General features: G+C 70.4%; 14 protein-coding genes and 1 rRNA gene. 11 read left to right on the top strand and 4 right to left on the bottom strand.

The window, feature by feature from the left end; genetic code table 11:
- The first annotated feature begins 57 nt into the window (after positions 1-57).
- From OG933_RS19805 to ilvD, 3 genes are all read left to right on the top strand, one after another.
- On the top strand, positions 58-951 hold the full coding sequence (locus OG933_RS19805; protein WP_405628105.1) for a sugar phosphate isomerase/epimerase family protein: 894 nt from the start codon (positions 58-60) through the stop codon (positions 949-951).
- Entirely contained in the window at positions 948-1553 is a 606-nt protein-coding gene (locus OG933_RS19800; RefSeq protein WP_362522496.1) for a TetR family transcriptional regulator, read from the top strand. Before OG933_RS19805 ends, OG933_RS19800 begins: the two co-directional genes overlap by 4 nt.
- A 170-nt stretch (positions 1554-1723) precedes the next feature.
- On the top strand, positions 1724-3577 hold the full coding sequence (gene ilvD / locus OG933_RS19795) for a dihydroxy-acid dehydratase (protein WP_362522497.1): 1854 nt from the start codon (positions 1724-1726) through the stop codon (positions 3575-3577).
- 235 nt (positions 3578-3812) lie between these two features.
- Here ilvD and OG933_RS19790 read toward each other — a convergent pair whose 3' ends face one another.
- Entirely contained in the window at positions 3813-5990 is a 2178-nt protein-coding gene (locus tag OG933_RS19790) for a serine/threonine-protein kinase (RefSeq protein ID WP_405628103.1), read from the bottom strand.
- A 186-nt stretch (positions 5991-6176) separates the two neighbouring features.
- Here OG933_RS19790 and OG933_RS19785 point away from each other — a divergent pair, with 186 nt between their 5' ends.
- The 3 genes from OG933_RS19785 (at position 6177) to OG933_RS19775 (ending at position 8646) form a co-directional block, all read left to right on the top strand.
- Entirely contained in the window at positions 6177-6503 is a 327-nt protein-coding gene (locus tag OG933_RS19785) for an SH3 domain-containing protein (protein ID WP_362522499.1), read from the top strand.
- A 568-nt stretch (positions 6504-7071) separates the two neighbouring features.
- Complete coding sequence (locus OG933_RS19780) at positions 7072-7656, top strand: EamA/RhaT family transporter (protein ID WP_405628102.1); 585 nt, start codon at positions 7072-7074, stop codon at positions 7654-7656.
- A 213-nt stretch (positions 7657-7869) separates the two neighbouring features.
- Positions 7870-8646, top strand: a complete 777-nt coding sequence (locus OG933_RS19775; protein ID WP_405628099.1) for a class I SAM-dependent methyltransferase — start codon at positions 7870-7872, stop codon at positions 8644-8646.
- On the opposite strand, the gene OG933_RS19770 is transcribed toward OG933_RS19775, so the two are convergent.
- Positions 8610-10073: a SulP family inorganic anion transporter gene (locus tag OG933_RS19770; RefSeq protein ID WP_405628097.1), complete on the bottom strand. Its 1464-nt coding sequence runs from the start codon at positions 10071-10073 to the stop codon at positions 8610-8612. The two genes, OG933_RS19775 and OG933_RS19770, sit on opposite strands and share 37 nt — an antisense overlap.
- Positions 10074-10534: 461 nt before the next feature.
- Between OG933_RS19770 and OG933_RS19765 the strand changes: the two genes are divergently transcribed.
- The 3 genes from OG933_RS19765 (at position 10535) to proC (ending at position 13294) form a co-directional block, all read left to right on the top strand.
- Positions 10535-11440 (top strand): ABC transporter ATP-binding protein, encoded by a 906-nt coding sequence (locus OG933_RS19765; RefSeq protein WP_405628094.1) that lies wholly within the window; start codon positions 10535-10537, stop codon positions 11438-11440.
- A complete protein-coding gene (locus OG933_RS19760; RefSeq protein WP_405628092.1) occupies positions 11437-12255 on the top strand; it encodes an ABC transporter permease in 819 nt (272 codons plus the stop codon). Before OG933_RS19765 ends, OG933_RS19760 begins: the two co-directional genes overlap by 4 nt.
- Before the next feature lie 226 nt (positions 12256-12481).
- Entirely contained in the window at positions 12482-13294 is an 813-nt protein-coding gene (gene proC, locus OG933_RS19755; protein ID WP_362522504.1) for a pyrroline-5-carboxylate reductase, read from the top strand.
- Positions 13295-13308: 14 nt separating this feature from the next.
- Here the strand turns inward: proC and OG933_RS19750 are convergent, their stop codons facing one another.
- Positions 13309-13896 carry a cysteine hydrolase family protein gene (locus tag OG933_RS19750; RefSeq protein WP_267019027.1) on the bottom strand — a complete coding sequence of 196 codons (588 nt, stop codon included), beginning with the start codon at positions 13894-13896 and terminating at the stop codon, positions 13309-13311.
- A gap of 75 nt (positions 13897-13971) precedes the next feature.
- Here OG933_RS19750 and OG933_RS19745 point away from each other — a divergent pair, with 75 nt between their 5' ends.
- On the top strand, positions 13972-14979 hold the full coding sequence (locus OG933_RS19745; RefSeq protein ID WP_405628088.1) for a GlxA family transcriptional regulator: 1008 nt from the start codon (positions 13972-13974) through the stop codon (positions 14977-14979).
- Here OG933_RS19745 and trpS read toward each other — a convergent pair.
- Positions 14907-15944 carry a tryptophan--tRNA ligase gene (gene trpS / locus OG933_RS19740; RefSeq protein WP_362522506.1) on the bottom strand — a complete coding sequence of 346 codons (1038 nt, stop codon included), beginning with the start codon at positions 15942-15944 and terminating at the stop codon, positions 14907-14909. The two genes, OG933_RS19745 and trpS, sit on opposite strands and share 73 nt — an antisense overlap.
- A gap of 853 nt (positions 15945-16797) precedes the next feature.
- Here trpS and OG933_RS19735 point away from each other — a divergent pair.
- Positions 16798-18323 (top strand): 16S ribosomal RNA (locus tag OG933_RS19735).
- The last annotated feature ends 66 nt before the right edge of the window (positions 18324-18389 follow it).

The following is an 18389-nucleotide window of genomic DNA, read 5'->3' as shown; positions in this document are numbered from 1 at the left end:
CACAACGGCGGCCCGGGGCCCGGCACCCGGGTGACCGCACCCCGTAACCTGTCCCCCATGGCAGAGCCAGTCGTGCGGATCCCGGATGCGAAGGTCGCCCTGTCGACGGCCTCGGTCTACCCGGAGTCGACGGCGACGGCGTTCGAGATCGCCGCGCGCCTCGGATACGACGGCGTCGAGGTCATGGTCTGGAACGACCCCGTCAGCCAGGACATCGACGCGCTGCGCAGACTCAGCGACTACCACCGGATCCCGATCCTCGCCGTCCACGCTCCCTGCCTGCTCATCACCCAGCGGGTGTGGTCGACCGACCCGTGGACCAAGCTCCAGCGCGCCCGCGCGGCGGCGGAGAAGCTCGGCGCGAGCACGGTCGTCGTCCACCCGCCGTTCCGCTGGCAGCGCCAGTACGCGCGGGACTTCGTCACGGGCATCTGGCGGATGGCGGACGAGACGGACGTACGGTTCGCCGTCGAGAACATGTACCCGTGGCGCTACCGCGACCGCGAGATGCTCGCGTACGCGCCCGACTGGGACGTCACGAAGGACGACTACCGGCACTTCACGATCGATCTCAGCCACGCCTCCACGGCCCGCGCGGACGCGATGCAGATGATCGACCGCATGGGCGACCGCCTGGGCCACGTCCACCTCGCCGACGGAAACGGTTCGGCCAAGGACGAGCACCTGGTTCCCGGCCGCGGTGCCCAGCCCTGCGCCGAGCTGCTGGAACGGCTCGCGCTGACCGGATTCGACGGGCACGTCGTCATCGAGGTCAACACGCGGCGCGCGATGTCGAGCGCCGAACGTGAGGCCGACCTGGCGGAAGCCCTGGCCTTCACGCGCCTGCACCTGGCCTCCGCCTCGTCGACGGCCCCGTCGGCCCCGTCACCCACGACGTCACCCACGACGTCACCCACGACGTCACCCACGGCGAAGGTGCCCCGCCGATGACCGGCGTCACCGCCCGCAAGCGCGGCCGCCCCCCTCGTTCGGAGTCGGCGGACACCAGGGACCTGATCCTGACGACCGCCCGCGAGGAGTTCTCCGAGCGGGGCTACGACAAGACGTCCGTACGCGGTATCGCGAAGGCCGCCGGCGTGGACCCGGCCCTGGTGCACCACTACTTCGGCACCAAGGAGCAGATCTTCGAGGCGGCCGTCGAGGTCGCCTTCGGGCCCGCGCTGGGCGCCCCGGAAGCGGTCGCCGACGGCCCGCTGGACCAGGTCGGCGAGCGGCTCGCCCGCTTCGTCCTCGGCATCTGGGAGAACCCGACGACCCGGAAGCCCCTGCTGGCGATCGTGCGCTCGGCCGTGAACAACGACACCGCGGCCGCCGTCTTCCGCCGCCTGGTCGCCACCCAGGTGCTGCGCCGGATCGCCGGCCGGCTCGATCTGCCGGACGCCGAGCTGCGCGCCGAACTGGCGGCGGCGCAGCTGGTGGGCTGCGCGATGCTGCGGTACGTGATCAAGGTGGAGCCGCTGGCCTCGGCGGACCTGGAGCTGATCATCGCGCGCGTGGCACCGGTCGTGCAGGGGCACCTGACCGGGCCGTGAGACGCGGCCGGGACGCGGCCCGGACGCCGCTCGGAGGCGGGCGGGGATGCGGGTGGGAGGTGAGACATACGTCCCGGTATACGGACGCCGTGTCCGCCCCCTGGATGACCGGCGTACGCTCGTTAGCAGTCAGAAGTCTCTGATCGCAGTCTCTGAAGGAGCGAGCGACGATGCCCGAGCTGAGGTCCCGCACAGTCACCCACGGCCGCAACATGGCGGGCGCCCGCGCCCTTATGCGCGCCTCCGGTGTACCCGGTGCGGACATCGGCCGGAAGCCGATCATCGCGGTGGCGAACAGCTTCACCGAGTTCGTGCCCGGCCACACGCACCTCCAGCCGGTCGGCCGGATCGTCAGCGAGGCGATCACCGCGGCCGGCGGCATCCCGCGCGAGTTCAACACGATCGCCGTCGACGACGGCATCGCGATGGGCCACGGCGGCATGCTCTACAGCCTGCCCTCCCGCGACCTGATCGCGGACAGCGTGGAGTACATGGTCGAGGCGCACTGCGCCGACGCCCTGATCTGCATCTCCAACTGCGACAAGATCACCCCGGGCATGCTGAACGCGGCCCTGCGCCTGAACATCCCCACGGTCTTCGTCTCCGGCGGCCCGATGGAGTCCGGCCGCGCCACCCTGGTCGACGGCACGGTCCGCACGCTCGACCTCGTCGACGCGATCTCCGACGCCGTGAACGACAAGATCTCGGACGAGGACATCCTCCGTATCGAGGAGAACGCCTGTCCGACCTGCGGCAGCTGTTCCGGCATGTTCACCGCCAACTCGATGAACTGCCTGACCGAGGCCATCGGCCTCTCCCTCCCCGGCAACGGCTCGGTCCTGGCCACCCACACGGCCCGCCGGGCGCTGTACGAGAACGCGGGGCGCACGGTGATGGACATCACCCGCCGCTACTACGAGCAGGACGACGAGACGGTCCTGCCCCGCAACATCGCCACCATCGCGGCCTTCGAGAACGCGATGGCCCTCGACATCGCGATGGGCGGCTCGACCAACACGATCCTCCACCTGCTGGCCGCCGCCCAGGAGGCGGGCGTCCCGTTCGGCCTGGAGGAGATCAACGAGGTCTCGCGCCGCGTGCCCTGCCTGGCCAAGGTCGCGCCGAACGTGGCGAAGGACCGCACGTACTACATGGAGGACGTGCACCGCGCCGGCGGCATCCCCGCCCTGCTCGGCGAACTGCACCGCGCGGGCCTGCTCAACGAGGACGTGTTCTCGGTCCACAGCCCGTCCCTGGCGGATTGGCTGAAGACGTGGGACGTCCGGGGCGGCTCCCCCTCGCCCGAGGCGCTCGAACTGTGGCACGCGGCCCCCGGCTGCGTCCGCTCCGCCAAGGCCTTCTCCCAGTCCGAGCGCTGGGAGGCGCTGGACGTGGACGCCGAGGGCGGCTGCATCCGCTCCGCCGAGCACTCCTACAGCAAGGACGGCGGTCTCGCGGTCCTGCGCGGCAACATCGCCGTCGACGGCTGCGTGGTCAAGACGGCCGGCGTCGACGAGTCGATCTGGACCTTCGAAGGCCCGGCCGTCGTCTGCGAGTCGCAGGAGGAGGCCGTCGAGAAGATCCTCAACAAGCAGGTGACGCACGGCGACGTCGTCGTCATCCGCTACGAGGGTCCCAAGGGCGGCCCGGGCATGCAGGAGATGCTCTACCCGACGTCCTTCCTCAAGGGCCGTGGCCTCGGCAAGACCTGCGCCCTGATCACCGACGGCCGCTTCTCCGGCGGCACCTCGGGTCTGTCGATCGGCCACGCCTCGCCCGAGGCGGCCTCCGGCGGCACCATCGCCCTCGTCGAGGATGGCGACCGCATCCGCATCGACATCCCGAACCGCACGATCGAGCTCCTCGTCGACGACGCCGAGCTGGCGCGGCGCGAGGCGGCCCTCGGCGGCGTCTACGCCCCGAAGAACCGCGAGCGCAAGGTGTCCGCCGCCCTGCGGGCCTACGCCGCGATGGCGACGAGCGCCGACAAGGGCGCGGTGCGGGACGTGTCGAAGCTGGGCTGAAGCCAGAAACCGGCGTGGGCTGACGCCAGAGACCGGCGTGGGCTGACGCCAGAAACCGGCGTTGCTGTGAGGGCCGTCTCCGCCGTACGGAGGCGGCCCTCGGCGCGTCTTGTCGGCCTGTTGTCACCGGCCTGTTGTCACCGGCCCGTCGCCACTGGCCCGTGGCCACCGGCCTGTTGTCACCGGCCCGTCGCCACCCGTCCGCTGTAGCCGGCCTGCCGTCACCCGCCCAGCCCTACCAACCCGCCGGGTCCCGTCCGTCCACCGCGAAGACGGTTCCGTCCGGGGCGCCGGCGTAGACGTGGCCGTCGACCGCCTCGGGCGCCGGCAGCGTGGCCACCACCTCGTCCGAGTTGGCGCCGAGCCGCAGCTCCGTCTGCCCGACGAGCTTGCCCTTCTCGGCGTCCACGGCGAGGAGCCGTCCGTCGGCGGCGCTGAAGTAGACGTGCTCACCGTCGGCGGCCGGCACCGAACCCCGGCTCACCGACGTCTGCAGGGACCACACCTGCTGGTCCAGGACCGTGTCGACGGCGACGAGCGATCCGTCGAAGGCCAGGAGGTAGACCCGGTCGCCCTGCACGGTCGCCTGCGCCTCCTGGAGCGCGACGCGCAGCTTCACCCGCAGCGACCCCTTGTCCTGCGGGGAGTAGCGGACCACGGCGTCGACCGTGCCGTAGTCGGCGCCCTGGGACAGCAGGACGAGGCTGCCGTCCGTGGTGCCCACGAGGCGCAGCGTGCCACTGAGCCGCTCGTCCCAGCGCACCTTCCCGGTCGCGGGATCCACGGCCGTGATCCGGGTGTGCCCGTCGTCCGAGGTGGTCGACGCGTACGCCAGCGGATCCTTCGGGAACGCCGTGAAGTACGGCTCGCTCAGCCCCGGAATGCGCCGGCTCCACACCGACTTCCCCGTCGCGGCGTCCACCCCGGTCACCGTGTTGTCGGCCGCGGTCAGCAACAGGGTGCCGCCGACGCTCCGGACACCCGGGTAGTCCGACAGGTCGCGCTGCCAGCGGGTGGCGCCCGACGCCGGGTCGAGCGCCTCCATCCGCTTGCCCGAGTGCGTGATCACCTGAGCCAGCCCGCCCGAGAGCACCGGGGCCTGGCTCGGCCCGTCGTCGTCGGTGAGGACGTGCCGCCACAGCACCCGCCCGTCGGACGCGTCCACTGCCGACACCAGCCCCTTCTGGACGCAGAGCAGCCGCCGCGCGTCGTAGGTGCACTGGGGCATGCCACCCGTGCCCGTACCGGCACCCGCGCCGGTGCTGCCCTTCGCCGGCCGCGTGCTCCAGGGGGTGAAGGCCGGCGACGCGGACTGCGAGCCGCCCGCCTTGCCCCGCGCGTCCCGGCCCGCGTCGTCCTCGCCGGGCAGCTGCGTGGTGAGGACCGCGCCGCCCGCGAGGACGACGACCAGCGCGCCGACCGCGAGGGCCACCCGCCGGCGTCGGCTGCGCGGCCGCACCTGCGCCCGGTCCGGTGCCGCCGCGGGCTCCTCCGCACCCTCCGGCTGCCCGGCCGCGCCCGCCGACTCGGCCTCGGCCTCCGCCAGCGCCCGCTGCGACGGTATGAACGCCTGCGTGTCGTACGAGGCCGCCACCGACCGCAGTTCCCGCATCAACTCGTCCGGCGTGGGCCGGTCCTCGGGCTCCTTGGCCAGACAGCGCACCACCAGCGGCGCGAGGTTCCCCGGTACGCCGGTCAGATCCGGCTCGTCGTGCACGACCTGGTAGGCGACGACGTACGGGCTGTCGGAGTCGAACGGCCCGCGTCCCGTCGCCGCGTGCACCATCACCGACCCGAGCGCGAAGATGTCGGCGGCCGGCCCCACCTCGCGCGGCCGCCGGAACTGCTCCGGTGCCATGAAGGGCGGCGTACCGATCAACTTGCCGGTCTCGGTGCGCAGTTCGCTGTCCTTCGGCCGGGAGATGCCGAAGTCGATGACCTTCGGCCCGTCCTCGGCCAGCAGGACGTTGCTCGGCTTCAGATCCCGGTGCACGACCCCGACCCGGTGGATGTCCCGCAGCGCCTCCGCGAGCCCGGCCATCAGTCGCCGCAACTCGCCCGAACGCATGGGGCCGTTCTGCTTCACCTGCTCGGCGAGCGTCGAACCGGGAATGAACAGGGTGGCCATCCAAGGCCGTTCGGCCTCCGGATCGGCGTCGACGACGGGCGCGGTGAACGCCCCGCTCACCCGCCGAGCGGCGGCCACCTCCTGCCGGAAACGGCCCCTGAACTCGGGATCCCGGGCGAACTGGGCATGGACGACCTTCACCGCGACCTTCATCCCGGAGGTGCTCCGGGCCAGGTGCACCACGCCCATGCCACCGGAGCCCAGACGTTCGTCCAGGTGGTAGTGACCGGCGTACTCCGGAAGTTCCGCTTCCGCGCCCGCCCCGGTGTTGCGCTGTGGCGTCATGGACCAACCACCCCCGTGCTGTTCAACCGCGCGCGCGACGCACGGAGCCTAGTCGATGACTCGTACGGGACAGAGGCGGCTTGCTAGCCTCCGTGTGCGAATCCTGCACATGTGTTTCATTGCGTGTTTTAGGGGAATCAACGTGGCCCCATGGCAGTCATGGGGTTCGACGGGGGAGGTTTTTCCATGTCTGTTGACCGTGTGGAAGTGGAAGAGGTCGCGAGCGGCGGAACGGCGGAGGCCGTCGCGACGGCCGCGGCGGCCCTCACGTACTACCCGGTCGCCCCGGGCGTCCGGCTGAACGTCCGCAGCGGCCCCGGCACGAGCTACCCGGTTGTCAGGGTCCTGGCCGAGGGCACCAAGGTCCCCATCTTCTGCCAGACCCCGGGCACCTCGGTGTCCGGCCCGTACGGCACGACGAACATCTGGGACAACATCGCCGACAGCCAGTTCGTCTCGGACGCGTACGTGCGGACGGGCAGCGACGGCTACGTCGCCGCCCACTGCGCCTGACACGCCCCGGCCCCGGGTCCCGGACCCGGCCCCGGCCCCGGGTCCCGGACCCGGCCCCGGGTCCCGGTCCCGGCCCTCGGTCCCGGACCCGGTCCCGGCCCTCGGTCCCGGTCCCGGCCCTCGGTCCCGGTCCCGGCCCTCGGTCCCGGACCCGGCCCTCGGTCCCTGATCCCGGACCCGGCCCTCGGTCCCTGATCCCGGTCCCGGATCAGCATCCGAACGCGGATCAGCATCCGAACGCGGATCAGCATCCGAACGCGTCCCGGGACCGGATCAGCATCCGGTCCCGGTCCCGGTCCCGGTCCCGGATCCGGAACCGGAATCGGACCCGGATCAGGACCGGACTCAAGCCCTGATCCGAACCCTGGTCCGAGGTTGCGCCTCGGACCAGGGTTCGGACTGGCGCCTTCCGGCGGGCTTCCGGCGGGTCTCGGACCGGCTTTCGGCACGCCTCGGACAAGCCTTCGACCGGTCTCGGACGGGCTCGGGCCGGCTCTCGGCGGGCCTCGGACCGGTCTACGAGCAACCCACCCGGGAGCCCGCCTCCGCCCGGAGCCATAATCGTCCCGTGAGCGACGAAAACGGCACCCCGGACACTTCGGCCGACTCCCGGGACACCTCGACCGGCGCGGCGGGCACTCCCACCGGTACCCCCGCAGACCGGCCGGGAAGCCCCGTCGGCGCCGGGCCCCGCCCGGAGGCCCTCCGCTTCTTCGGCACCACCTGGGTGGACCACGACCCCGGCTACCGGGGCTACGCGGCCCGCCGCATCGCCGTGGCCGTCGGCTCCCTGGCCGCCGCCGCCGTCTCCTGCCTCGTCCTGCGCTTCGCCTACGAGGGCATCGCGATCGCCGACCTGGGCAGCTTCGTGACGCTCCTGGTCGTCGTGATGTTCGCGGTCTGCACCGCACTCGCCTTCCGCCACACCTGGGAGAGCTTCACCAAGCGCCCCGACCCCGACCGCCAGGCCTCCCTGCGTGGCCTGCTCGCCGTCGGCTTCGTCGGCTCGCTGCTCGCGTACTTCTTCCGCGCCCTGACCGAGGCACCCGGCGAGAGGCTCCACCGCGAGGAGTACGACACGGCTCGCGAACAGTACGAACGCCGCTCCACCCGCCGCACGGGCAACCCGTCGAAGAAGCGCCGCCGCGGCTGACCCCCTCCGCGTGCCGGTGTCGCCGGGGAGCGGGACGTGGAGGAGGCCCGTGCCGCCACGGCCGAACCGACCCGTAGGCCCGGCGCACAGCCCCGACCCGTAGGCCTGGCCCGTGGGCTCGGCCCACAGCCCGGCCCACAGCCCCGGCCCGCCGACCCGCCCCACAGCCCCGGACTGTTCCCCTTCCCGGCCGCCTCCGGCCACCATGGCCGCATGACGTCCTCCTCCGACACCCCCGGGCACACCACCCGAGCCCACTCCTTCAACTCCGCCGCGGCCCAGTACGCCGCCAACCGCCCCTCCTACCCGACCGCCCTCCTCGACACGATCGAGGAGCTCGCCGGCCGCCCCCTCGCCGGGGCGCGGGTCGCGGACGTCGGGGCGGGCACCGGCATAGCGACCGCCCTCCTGCACGCTCGCGGCGCCGACGTCATCGCCGTCGAGCCCGGGGACGGCATGACCGCGCAGTTCCGCCACGCCCTCCCCGACGTGCCGATCGTCCGGGGCGACGGCAACCACCTCCCCCTGGCCACCGCCTCCCTCGACTTCCTCACCTACGCCCAGTCCTGGCACTGGACCGACCCGGCCCACTCGGTTCCGGAGGCCCTGCGCGTCCTGCGTCCGGGCGGCGCGCTGGCGCTGTGGTGGAACACCGGTGCCCTCGACGTGCCCTGGCTGGCGGAGGCGGCCCAGCGCATCGACCGGTACTTCGGGGAGAGCATCCCCGCGAACACCAAGAACGTGAACGCCCATGTCGTCGACCCCACCGGCCGCCTCGGACTGACCCGCCGTGAGGTCCGCTGGAGCCGCCGCGTCCCCGTCGACACGCACCTCGCCAACATCGGCAGCCACTCGCTGTTCCTGGTCCACGGCGAGGAGGCGAGCACCGCCTTCCTCGCCGAGGAGCGCGACCACCTGATGCGGGCCTTCCCCGAGGGACTCGTCGAAGAGGTCTACGACGTCGTCCTGCTGCTCGCGACCAGAGCCTGACCGCGCGCGGCGGCCCACCCCGCCAGGGCCGCCGCACACGCGTGATCCACATGCCGCAGCCCGCCCAGCTCCAGCCGCACCGCGCGGTCGTGCGGCAGCGCGTCCAACGCGTCAAGCAGCTTCGGCAGCCGCAGGAACGTCGCATGCCCCCGTACCCGTACGACGAGGCCGGCGTCTCCCCGGTCCTCCGTCTCGACGTGCACATGGCTGATCTCCCACGCCGTCTTCGCCACGGCCAGCGCCAGCCCGACCAACACCCCCTCGAACAGGTTCCCCGCCACGATCGCCACCGCCGTGACCCCGAGCACGACGGCCTCCGCCCGCTGCCCGCGCCACAGCTTCCGTGCCTCCCGCCAGGGCACCAGCTTGCAGCCGACGTACACCAGCAGCCCGGCCAGTGCCGCGACCGGAACGGCCCCCAGCACCCCGGGCAGCGCTGCCGCGAACAGCAGCAGCCACACTCCGTGCAGCACCCGCGACGCCTTGGTCCGCGCGCCCGCCCGCGCCCCCTCGGAGACGGCACCCCCGGCTCCCGCGACCGTGCTCCGCACGATGAAGGTCGTCATCGGCAGCGCGCCCAGCACCCCGCACACGGCATTGCCCGCGCCCTGTGTCATCAACTCCCGGTCGTAGTCCGTCCCTCGTCCGTCGGGCAGCCGGTCCACCGCCGCGGCGCCGAACAACGACTCCGCCGACGCGATCAACGCGAACGCCACTACGGTCCCGATCACCCCCACTTCCGTCAGCCGTCCGAGATCCGCCGCCTCCGGCACCCGTACGGCATTCCACAGCCCCTGCACCTGGACCCGCCGCACCTCCAGGTCGAACACCCACGTCACGCCCGCAGCCGACGCCACCGCGACCACCGGCGCCGGAACCAGCCGCGCACCGCGCCGCCAGCGCCCCCACAACAGCAACACGACCATCGTGGCACCCCCCACTGACAACGCCACCGGATCCACCCGCCCGGGCAGCGACACCAGTCCGGTGAGCCGGTCGAGTCCGCCCGCCGGCGCGGTCGCGTCCCCGAGGGCGTACACCTGTCCGGCGACCAGTACCAGTCCGATCCCGGCGAGCATCCCGTGCACGACGGCAACCGACACGGCCCGGAACCACCGCCCCAGCCGCAGCGCGCCGAGCCCCAGTTGCACCAGCCCGGCGGCGAGGACGAGCACGCCGAGCGCCGCCACGCCGTACCGCTGGACGGCCTCGTGGACGAGCACGGTCAGCCCCGCCGCCGGCCCGCTCACCTGGAGGCTGCCGCCGGGCAGTGCCCCGACCACCAGCCCGCCGACGATGCCGGTGATCAGCCCCAGCTCGGCGGGCACACCGGAGGCCACGGCGATGCCCACACAGAGGGGGAGCGCGACGAGAAACACGACGAAGGAAGCGAACAGGTCGGCCTTACGGACACCACGGAGCAACACGACGGCACCTCCAGGAGGAAACGGGAGATGCGTGGGCGCGCCGCACCGGGGGAGGGCACGGCGACGAAGCTGCGCGGACCGGGGCGAGGGCGAGCCCGACGCTCCGGAAGCGCATGAATTCCATTGTCGGTTGAAACGACCGGCCGCCCGGGAGGTTCCTGTGGCGACCCGGTGAACACGGAAGCGAAGGAACCGGAACCTCCCCTTCCAACACCACCCCCACGCATCCGCACCACCCCCACGCGCCTGCACCCCCCTCACGCGCCCCCACCGCCCCCGCACGCCTCCGCCCCCCGCCCACGCCTGCGCCATCTCGGCACGCCCCGCCACCCGGGCAGGCCTCCGCCACCCGGGCGGGCCTACGTCATGACGGCACGCCGCGCCGCCCCCGCACGCCTCCACCACCCCCACGCGCCCGCGCCACTTGACGCCCCAGCGCGCCCCGGAGCATTATTCATCGCATGATGAATTTTAAGCCGGACTCCCGCCCACCCGGCGAGAACACGACCCAGGCTCCACCCGCCGCACCCGCCGCACCCGCCGTACAGGCCGAGAACCTGACCGTCGTCCGAGGCCCCCGCACGGTCCTGCGCACCCTCGACTTCACCGTCCCCCGCGGCCAGATCACCGGCCTACTGGGCCCCTCCGGCTGCGGCAAGTCGACCCTCATGCGCTCGATCGTCGGCACCCAGGACAAGGTCACCGGCACCCTCGACGTCCTCGGCCGACCCGCGGGTCACCCCGCCCTCCGCACCCGCATCGGCTACGTCACCCAGGCCCCCTCCGTCTACGACGACCTGACGATCCGCCAGAACCTCGACTACTTCGCCGCGATCCTCGACCCCGGTCGAGCGGCAGCGGACCGCCGCCACGAGAACGTCACCCGGGCCATCGCCGACGTCGACCTCACCACCCACGCCGACGCCCTCGCCGGCAACCTCTCCGGCGGCCAACGCAACCGCGTCTCACTGGCCGTGGCACTCCTGGGCACCCCGGAACTCCTGGTCCTCGACGAACCGACCGTCGGCCTGGACCCGGTCCTGCGCCGCGACCTGTGGAACCTCTTCCACGACATCGCCGCCACCCGGGGCGCGACCCTGCTGATCTCCTCCCACGTGATGGACGAGGCCGAGCGCTGCCACCGCCTGCTCCTCATGCGCGAGGGCGAGATCCTCGCCGACGCCACTCCCGAGGCCCTGCGCACGCGCACCGGCGCCGACACGGTCGAGTCGGCCTTCCTGCGCCTGGTGGACGCGGCGACAGAGGCAGCCCGCACGAAGGAGACCCCCACGAAGAAGACCTCCGCAAAGGAGACCCCCACGAAGGAGACCCGCACGAAGACCCGCACGAAGGAGACATCCCGATGACCACGACCAGGACCACAAGCACGACCACGACCACGACCACGCCCACCACCCCCGCTCCCGCACCCACCACCAGCGCCCTGAGCCTCTCCCGCACCACCGCCACCGCGACCAGGGTCCTGCGCCAACTGCGCCACGACCCCCGCACGATCGCGCTGCTGGTCCTCATCCCCTGCGTGATGCTGTTCCTGCTCCGCTACGTCTTCGACGGCAGCCCGCGCACCTTCGACAACATCGGCGCGTCCCTCCTGGGCATCTTCCCGCTGATCACGATGTTCCTGGTCACCTCGATCGCCACCCTGCGCGAACGCACCTCGGGCACCCTCGAACGCCTCCTCGCCATGCCCCTCGGCAAAGGCGACCTGATCGCCGGTTACGCCCTCGCCTTCGGCACCCTCGCGATCATCCAGTCGGCCCTGGCCACCGGCCTGGCGGTCTGGTTCCTCGACCTGGACGTCACGGGCAGCCCCTGGCTCCTCCTCCTGGTCGCCCTCCTCGACGCCCTCCTCGGCACCGCCCTGGGCCTCTTCGTCTCGGCCTTCGCGGCCTCGGAGTTCCAGGCGGTCCAGTTCATGCCGGCGGTGATCTTCCCCCAACTCCTCCTCTGCGGCCTCTTCGCCCCCCGCGACACCATGCACCCCGCCCTGGAAGCCGTCTCCGACGTCCTCCCCATGTCCTACGCGGTCGACGGCATGAACGAGGTCCTCACCCACACCGACATGACGGCCACCTTCGTACGGGACGTCCTCATCGTCGGCGGCTGCGCCTTTCTGGTCCTGTGCCTGGGAGCGGCCACTCTCCGACGCCGCACAGCGTGACCGTCCAGCCCGTCCAGCCCGTCCAGCCCGTCCGGCCCTTGAGGACGAGGCCGTCCAGGCCGAAAGGAGGGAAAGGGGGGTCTGGGGACACAGCCCCCAGGGACGGGACGGGAAGGGGCGGCGGGGGCGGGAAAACGACGTCCGCCCACCGGACAGGCAAGCCGGACAAGCACCCCCGGTGCGACGATGAACCCCGGACGACGCAACCCCCGGAGGACCCCGCACCATGACCCAGAAAGTCGCAGTCCTCGGCACCGGCAAGATCGGCGAAGCCCTCCTCAGCGGCATGATCCGAGGCGGCTGGCCCCCCGCCGACCTCCTCGTCACCGCCCGCCGCCCGGAACGGGCCGAAGAACTCCGCACCCGCTACGGAGTCACCCCGGTCACCAACGCCGAGGCCGCCAAGTCCGCGGACACCCTGATCCTCACGGTGAAACCGCAGGACATGGGCACCCTCCTCGACGAGCTCGCCCCGCACGTCCCCGCCGACCGCCTGATCATCAGCGGAGCCGCCGGCATCACCACCGCCTCCATCGAGGAGCGCCTCGCCGCCGGCACCCCGGTCGTCCGCGTCATGACGAACACCCCCGCCCTCGTCGACGAGGCGATGTCCGTCATCTCCGCCGGCACCCACGCCACCGCCGCCCACCTCGCCCACACCGAGGAGATCTTCGGCGCCGTAGGCAAGACCCTCCGCGTCCCCGAGTCCCAGCAGGACGCCTGCACCGCCCTCTCCGGCTCCGGCCCGGCGTACTTCTTCTACCTGGTCGAAGCCATGACGGACGCCGGGATCCTGCTCGGCCTGCCCCGCGACAAGGCGCACGACCTCATCGTCCAGTCCGCGATCGGCGCCGCGACGATGCTCCGTGACAGCGGCGAACACCCGGTCAAGCTCCGCGAGAACGTCACGTCCCCGGCCGGCACCACCATCAACGCCATCCGCGAACTCGAGAACCACGGCGTACGGGCCGCCCTGATCGCCGCCCTCGAGGCCGCCCGCGACCGCAGCCGCGAACTGGCCTCGGGCAAGAAGGACTGACGCCGCCGGGGCGGTCAGGCACCGGCCGCCCCCACGAGCTCCTCGGTCGTCACCACCCGCGCGAACCCGCCCCCGTGCAGGGACACCGCCGACGCCTGCGCGATCTCCTCCGCGCTCCGCCGCCAGCCGAACGGACCCTCCAGGTCGAACGTGTACGTCGCGTCGTACGCGAACAGCACGTCGTACCCGAGGTTCCCGCCCATCCGCGCCGTCGTCTCCGCGCACATGTTCGTCTGGATCCCGGCCACCACGATCTGCGAGATCCCCGCCGCGGTCAGCCAGGCGCCCAGATCCGGCGTTCCGAGGAACGCCGAGTTCACCGTCTTGGTCAGGAACAGCTCGGCCCCGGAGCCCTTCCCGCGCCGCTCCTCCACGTACTCCTTGAAGCCGTTCCCCTCATACCCCAGCCGCAACGGCGACCCCGGCTTCACCGAGTCGTGCCGCACGAACACGACCGGCCGCCCCGTCCCCTGCCATACGTCGATGAGCGCGGCGATGTTGTCATCGGCCCCGGGATTGTTCCGCGCCCCCCAGAAGTCCAGCTCCTCGAAGCCCTTCTGTACATCGACGACCACCAGCGCTGCGTTCTCCGCGATATCCATGCCGTCGATCCTGCCGCCGGAGCCCCCCGCACCCCAGCAGGTCGGAAGACAGCGATCGATGGTTTACTGCCACTCATGAAGCCTGCGTACCGGGTCGCCCTCGTCGCCTTCCCCGGCATCCGCGCCTTCGACGTCTCCGTCATCACCGAGGTCTGGGGCACCGACCGCACCGACCGCGGCGCCCCCGCCTTCGACCTGCGCCGAGTCGCCACCGACAGCGCTTCCGTCCCGATGCGCGGCGGCCTGGCCCTCGCCCCCGACCGCACCCTCACCTGGCTCTCCCGAGCCGACCTGATCCTGGTCCCCGGCCTGGACGACCACGTCACCCCCGCACCCGACCCCGTCCTGGACGCCCTCCGCCGCGCCCACGCCCGCGGCACCACCCTCGCGGCCCTGTGCGGCGGCGCCTTCACCCTCGCCCAGGCCGGCCTGCTCGACGGCCGCCGAGCGATCACCCACTGGGGCCTGATCGACCTCCTCCGCACACACCACCCCCGAGTGAACGTCGTCCCCGACGCCCTCTTCATCGAGGACGACAACATCTGGACCGCCGCCGGCACGGCAGCCGGCATCGACCTCTGCCTCCACCTGGTCCGCCGCTCCCACGGCGCCGAAGCGGCCGCCACCATCGCCCGCTCGATGGTCACCGCCCCCTTCCGCACCGGCACCCAGGCCCAGTTCATCGAACACCCCACCCCCCGCGCCGACCGGGACGCCGACACCCTCGCCGCCGTACGCGACCACGCCCTGCGCCACCTGCACGAACCACTCACCGTCGCCGCCCTGGCGGCGCGGGCCGGCATGTCCCCCCGCAGCTTCGCCCGCCACTTCACGGCCGAGACCGGCGCCACCCCCCTGCGCTGGCTCCTCGACCAGCGCATCGCCGCGGCCCAGAAACTCCTCGAACGCACCGACCTCCCCATGCCCGAGGTGGCCAGGAGGGCCGGCTTCGGCAGCGAGGTCACGATGCGCCAGCACTTCGCATCGCGCCTCGCCACCAGCCCACGCGCCTACCGGACCGCGTTCAGCACCCGATCGGCGACCGGCTCCGGCGCGGGCGGAAGCAACCCGATCGCGCGATAGGCGCTGTCCACGACCGGCCGCGCCATCGCCCGGGCCTTCGCCGCCCCGTCCCGCAGCACCGCCTCCACCTGGACGGGATCCGCGCACAGCTCCCTGTGTCTGGCCTGCACCGGCCGCAGAACCTCGACCACCGCGTCGGCCGTGTCCTTCTTCAATGCGCCGTACGACCCGTAGGCACCGGCCAGTGCCTCCGGCTCCCCGCCCGTACACGCGGCGAGGATCTCCAGCAGATTGGCGAGCCCCGGCCGCTCCTCCCGGTCGTACACGACCTCACGCCCACTGTCGGTGACGGCCCGCATGACCTTCTTGCGCACCACATCGGGCTCGTCCAGCAGATAGACGATCCCCGGCCCGAAGTCGTCGCTCTTGCCCATTTTCGACGTCGGCTCCTGGAGGTTCATCACCCGCGCCGCCACCGCCGGATGCGTGGCCTTCGGTACGACGAACGTGTGCCCGTACCGCTGGTTGAACCGCACGGCCAGATCGCGCGTCAGCTCGACATGCTGGGCCTGGTCGTCGCCGACCGGCACCTCGTCGGCCCCGTAGGCGAGGATGTCCGCCGCCATCAGCACGGGATAGGTCAGCAACGACAGCCGCACACTGCCCCCGCGCTCCCGCTCCCGCCCGGACTTCTCCTTGTACTGGATCATCCGCCGCATCTCGCCGTCCGTGGCCACGCACTCGAGCAGATACGACAACCGCGCGTGTTCGTCCACATGACTCTGTACGAACACGGTGCACAGCTGTGGATCCAGTCCCGCCGCCAGCAACAGCGTCGCCGCCTGCCGACTGAGCCGACGCACCCGCGCCGGATCGTGCTCCACGGTCAGCGCGTGCAGATCGACGACGCAGAACAGCGAGTCCGCCCGGTGCTGGTCGACCTCGGCCCACTGCCGCAGAGCGCCCAGGTAGTTCCCCAGCGTCAGATGCCCGGTCGGCTTGACCCCGCTGAAGACCCGCTTCATCTCTCCACCTCCTGGTCGAGACCGCCACTCCGGCCGGCCGACCCTCTGGAATCCTGGAGGGAGAAACGAGAACGGCCGCCGAAGCGGCGGCCGTTGAGTGCATACGTGAGCACGGCCGCCGTCAGGCGGCCCACCACAGCTGGGTGCACGTACGCGTAGTCATGCCCGTCAGAGTACGCCTCAGGGGTGCCCGAGGGGCATGAGTTGACACACCCCGACCCGATACGTAGTGTTCTCCGAGTTGTTCGACGTGAGCGCCGACCCCGGTCGGTCCCCGGACAGCCATTCCGCAAGTACCAACCACTTCTCGACGCGCAGTCGATTCGTCTGCCGTCGTGTCGTTGTCATGTGTATTCGCGAAATGAGGAATCCGCGTTCGAAAGGACGCAGGACCCCGATTGGCTTCGGGGGCCGGGAATCCGCTAAAGTCTCACTCGTCGGAACGGCCCAACAGCCGGGAAGACAAGCCCCCTCTGACTGGGAATCAGGCCCGAAAGGATCTGATAGAGTCGGAACCGCCGGAAAGGGAAACGCGAAAGCGAGAACCTGGAAAGCGCCGAGGAAATCGGGTCGAGAAAAGATCTGATAGAGTCGGAAACGCAAGACCGAAGGGAAGCGCCCGGAGGAAAGCCTGAGAGAGTCTCTCGGGTGAGTACAAAGGAAGCGTCCGTTCCTTGAGAACTCAACAGCGTGCCAAAAATCAACGCCAGATATGTTGATACCCCGTCCCCGGCAGTGATAGCCGAGGATGAGGTTCCTTTGAAACAAAACACAGCGAGGACGCTGTGAACGGCCGGGCTTATTCCGCCTGGCTGTTCCGCTCTCGTGGTGTCGTCCCGATTACGGGAAAACATTCACGGAGAGTTTGATCCTGGCTCAGGACGAACGCTGGCGGCGTGCTTAACACATGCAAGTCGAACGATGAACCACTTCGGTGGGGATTAGTGGCGAACGGGTGAGTAACACGTGGGCAATCTGCCCTTCACTCTGGGACAAGCCCTGGAAACGGGGTCTAATACCGGATAATACTTCCACTCGCATGGGTGGGGGTTAAAAGCTCCGGCGGTGAAGGATGAGCCCGCGGCCTATCAGCTTGTTGGTGAGGTAATGGCTCACCAAGGCGACGACGGGTAGCCGGCCTGAGAGGGCGACCGGCCACACTGGGACTGAGACACGGCCCAGACTCCTACGGGAGGCAGCAGTGGGGAATATTGCACAATGGGCGAAAGCCTGATGCAGCGACGCCGCGTGAGGGATGACGGCCTTCGGGTTGTAAACCTCTTTCAGCAGGGAAGAAGCGAAAGTGACGGTACCTGCAGAAGAAGCGCCGGCTAACTACGTGCCAGCAGCCGCGGTAATACGTAGGGCGCAAGCGTTGTCCGGAATTATTGGGCGTAAAGAGCTCGTAGGCGGTCTGTCACGTCGGATGTGAAAGCCCGGGGCTTAACCCCGGGTCTGCATTCGATACGGGCAGACTAGAGTGTGGTAGGGGAGATCGGAATTCCTGGTGTAGCGGTGAAATGCGCAGATATCAGGAGGAACACCGGTGGCGAAGGCGGATCTCTGGGCCATTACTGACGCTGAGGAGCGAAAGCGTGGGGAGCGAACAGGATTAGATACCCTGGTAGTCCACGCCGTAAACGGTGGGAACTAGGTGTTGGCGACATTCCACGTCGTCGGTGCCGCAGCTAACGCATTAAGTTCCCCGCCTGGGGAGTACGGCCGCAAGGCTAAAACTCAAAGGAATTGACGGGGGCCCGCACAAGCAGCGGAGCATGTGGCTTAATTCGACGCAACGCGAAGAACCTTACCAAGGCTTGACATACACCGGAAACGTCTGGAGACAGGCGCCCCCTTGTGGTCGGTGTACAGGTGGTGCATGGCTGTCGTCAGCTCGTGTCGTGAGATGTTGGGTTAAGTCCCGCAACGAGCGCAACCCTTGTTCTGTGTTGCCAGCATGCCCTTCGGGGTGATGGGGACTCACAGGAGACTGCCGGGGTCAACTCGGAGGAAGGTGGGGACGACGTCAAGTCATCATGCCCCTTATGTCTTGGGCTGCACACGTGCTACAATGGCCGGTACAAAGAGCTGCGAAACCGTGAGGTGGAGCGAATCTCAAAAAGCCGGTCTCAGTTCGGATTGGGGTCTGCAACTCGACCCCATGAAGTCGGAGTTGCTAGTAATCGCAGATCAGCATTGCTGCGGTGAATACGTTCCCGGGCCTTGTACACACCGCCCGTCACGTCACGAAAGTCGGTAACACCCGAAGCCGGTGGCCCAACCCCTTGTGGGAGGGAGCTGTCGAAGGTGGGACTGGCGATTGGGACGAAGTCGTAACAAGGTAGCCGTACCGGAAGGTGCGGCTGGATCACCTCCTTTCTAAGGAGCACTTCTTACCGGGCTTGCTCGGTCAGAGGCCAGTACATCGGCGTACGTCCGATGCTG

This window comes from Streptomyces sp. NBC_00016 (genome assembly GCF_045040885.1).
GTDB classification, from domain to species: domain Bacteria; phylum Actinomycetota; class Actinomycetes; order Streptomycetales; family Streptomycetaceae; genus Streptomyces; species Streptomyces coriariae.
The sequence above is the reverse complement of the archived record's forward strand: the minus strand, read 5'-3'. Positions and strand labels throughout refer to the sequence as shown.

What these genes read in the sequence shown, in the direction of transcription:
- OG933_RS19800 (WP_362522496.1), top strand. Translation starts at nt 948, where the DNA reads ATGACCGGCGTCACCGCCCGCAAGCGCGGCCGCCCCCCTCGTTCGGAG.
- ilvD (WP_362522497.1), top strand. Translation starts at nt 1,724, where the DNA reads ATGCCCGAGCTGAGGTCCCGCACAGTCACCCACGGCCGCAACATGGCG.
- OG933_RS19805 (WP_405628105.1), top strand. Translation starts at nt 58, where the DNA reads ATGGCAGAGCCAGTCGTGCGGATCCCGGATGCGAAGGTCGCCCTGTCG.
- OG933_RS19745 (WP_405628088.1), top strand. Translation starts at nt 13,972, where the DNA reads ATGAAGCCTGCGTACCGGGTCGCCCTCGTCGCCTTCCCCGGCATCCGC.
- OG933_RS19790 (WP_405628103.1), bottom strand. Translation starts at nt 5,990, where the DNA reads ATGACGCCACAGCGCAACACCGGGGCGGGCGCGGAAGCGGAACTTCCG.
- OG933_RS19750 (WP_267019027.1), bottom strand. Translation starts at nt 13,896, where the DNA reads ATGGATATCGCGGAGAACGCAGCGCTGGTGGTCGTCGATGTACAGAAG.
- trpS (WP_362522506.1), bottom strand. Translation starts at nt 15,944, where the DNA reads ATGAAGCGGGTCTTCAGCGGGGTCAAGCCGACCGGGCATCTGACGCTG.
- OG933_RS19775 (WP_405628099.1), top strand. Translation starts at nt 7,870, where the DNA reads ATGACGTCCTCCTCCGACACCCCCGGGCACACCACCCGAGCCCACTCC.
- OG933_RS19760 (WP_405628092.1), top strand. Translation starts at nt 11,437, where the DNA reads ATGACCACGACCAGGACCACAAGCACGACCACGACCACGACCACGCCC.
- OG933_RS19785 (WP_362522499.1), top strand. Translation starts at nt 6,177, where the DNA reads ATGTCTGTTGACCGTGTGGAAGTGGAAGAGGTCGCGAGCGGCGGAACG.
- proC (WP_362522504.1), top strand. Translation starts at nt 12,482, where the DNA reads ATGACCCAGAAAGTCGCAGTCCTCGGCACCGGCAAGATCGGCGAAGCC.
- OG933_RS19765 (WP_405628094.1), top strand. Translation starts at nt 10,535, where the DNA reads ATGATGAATTTTAAGCCGGACTCCCGCCCACCCGGCGAGAACACGACC.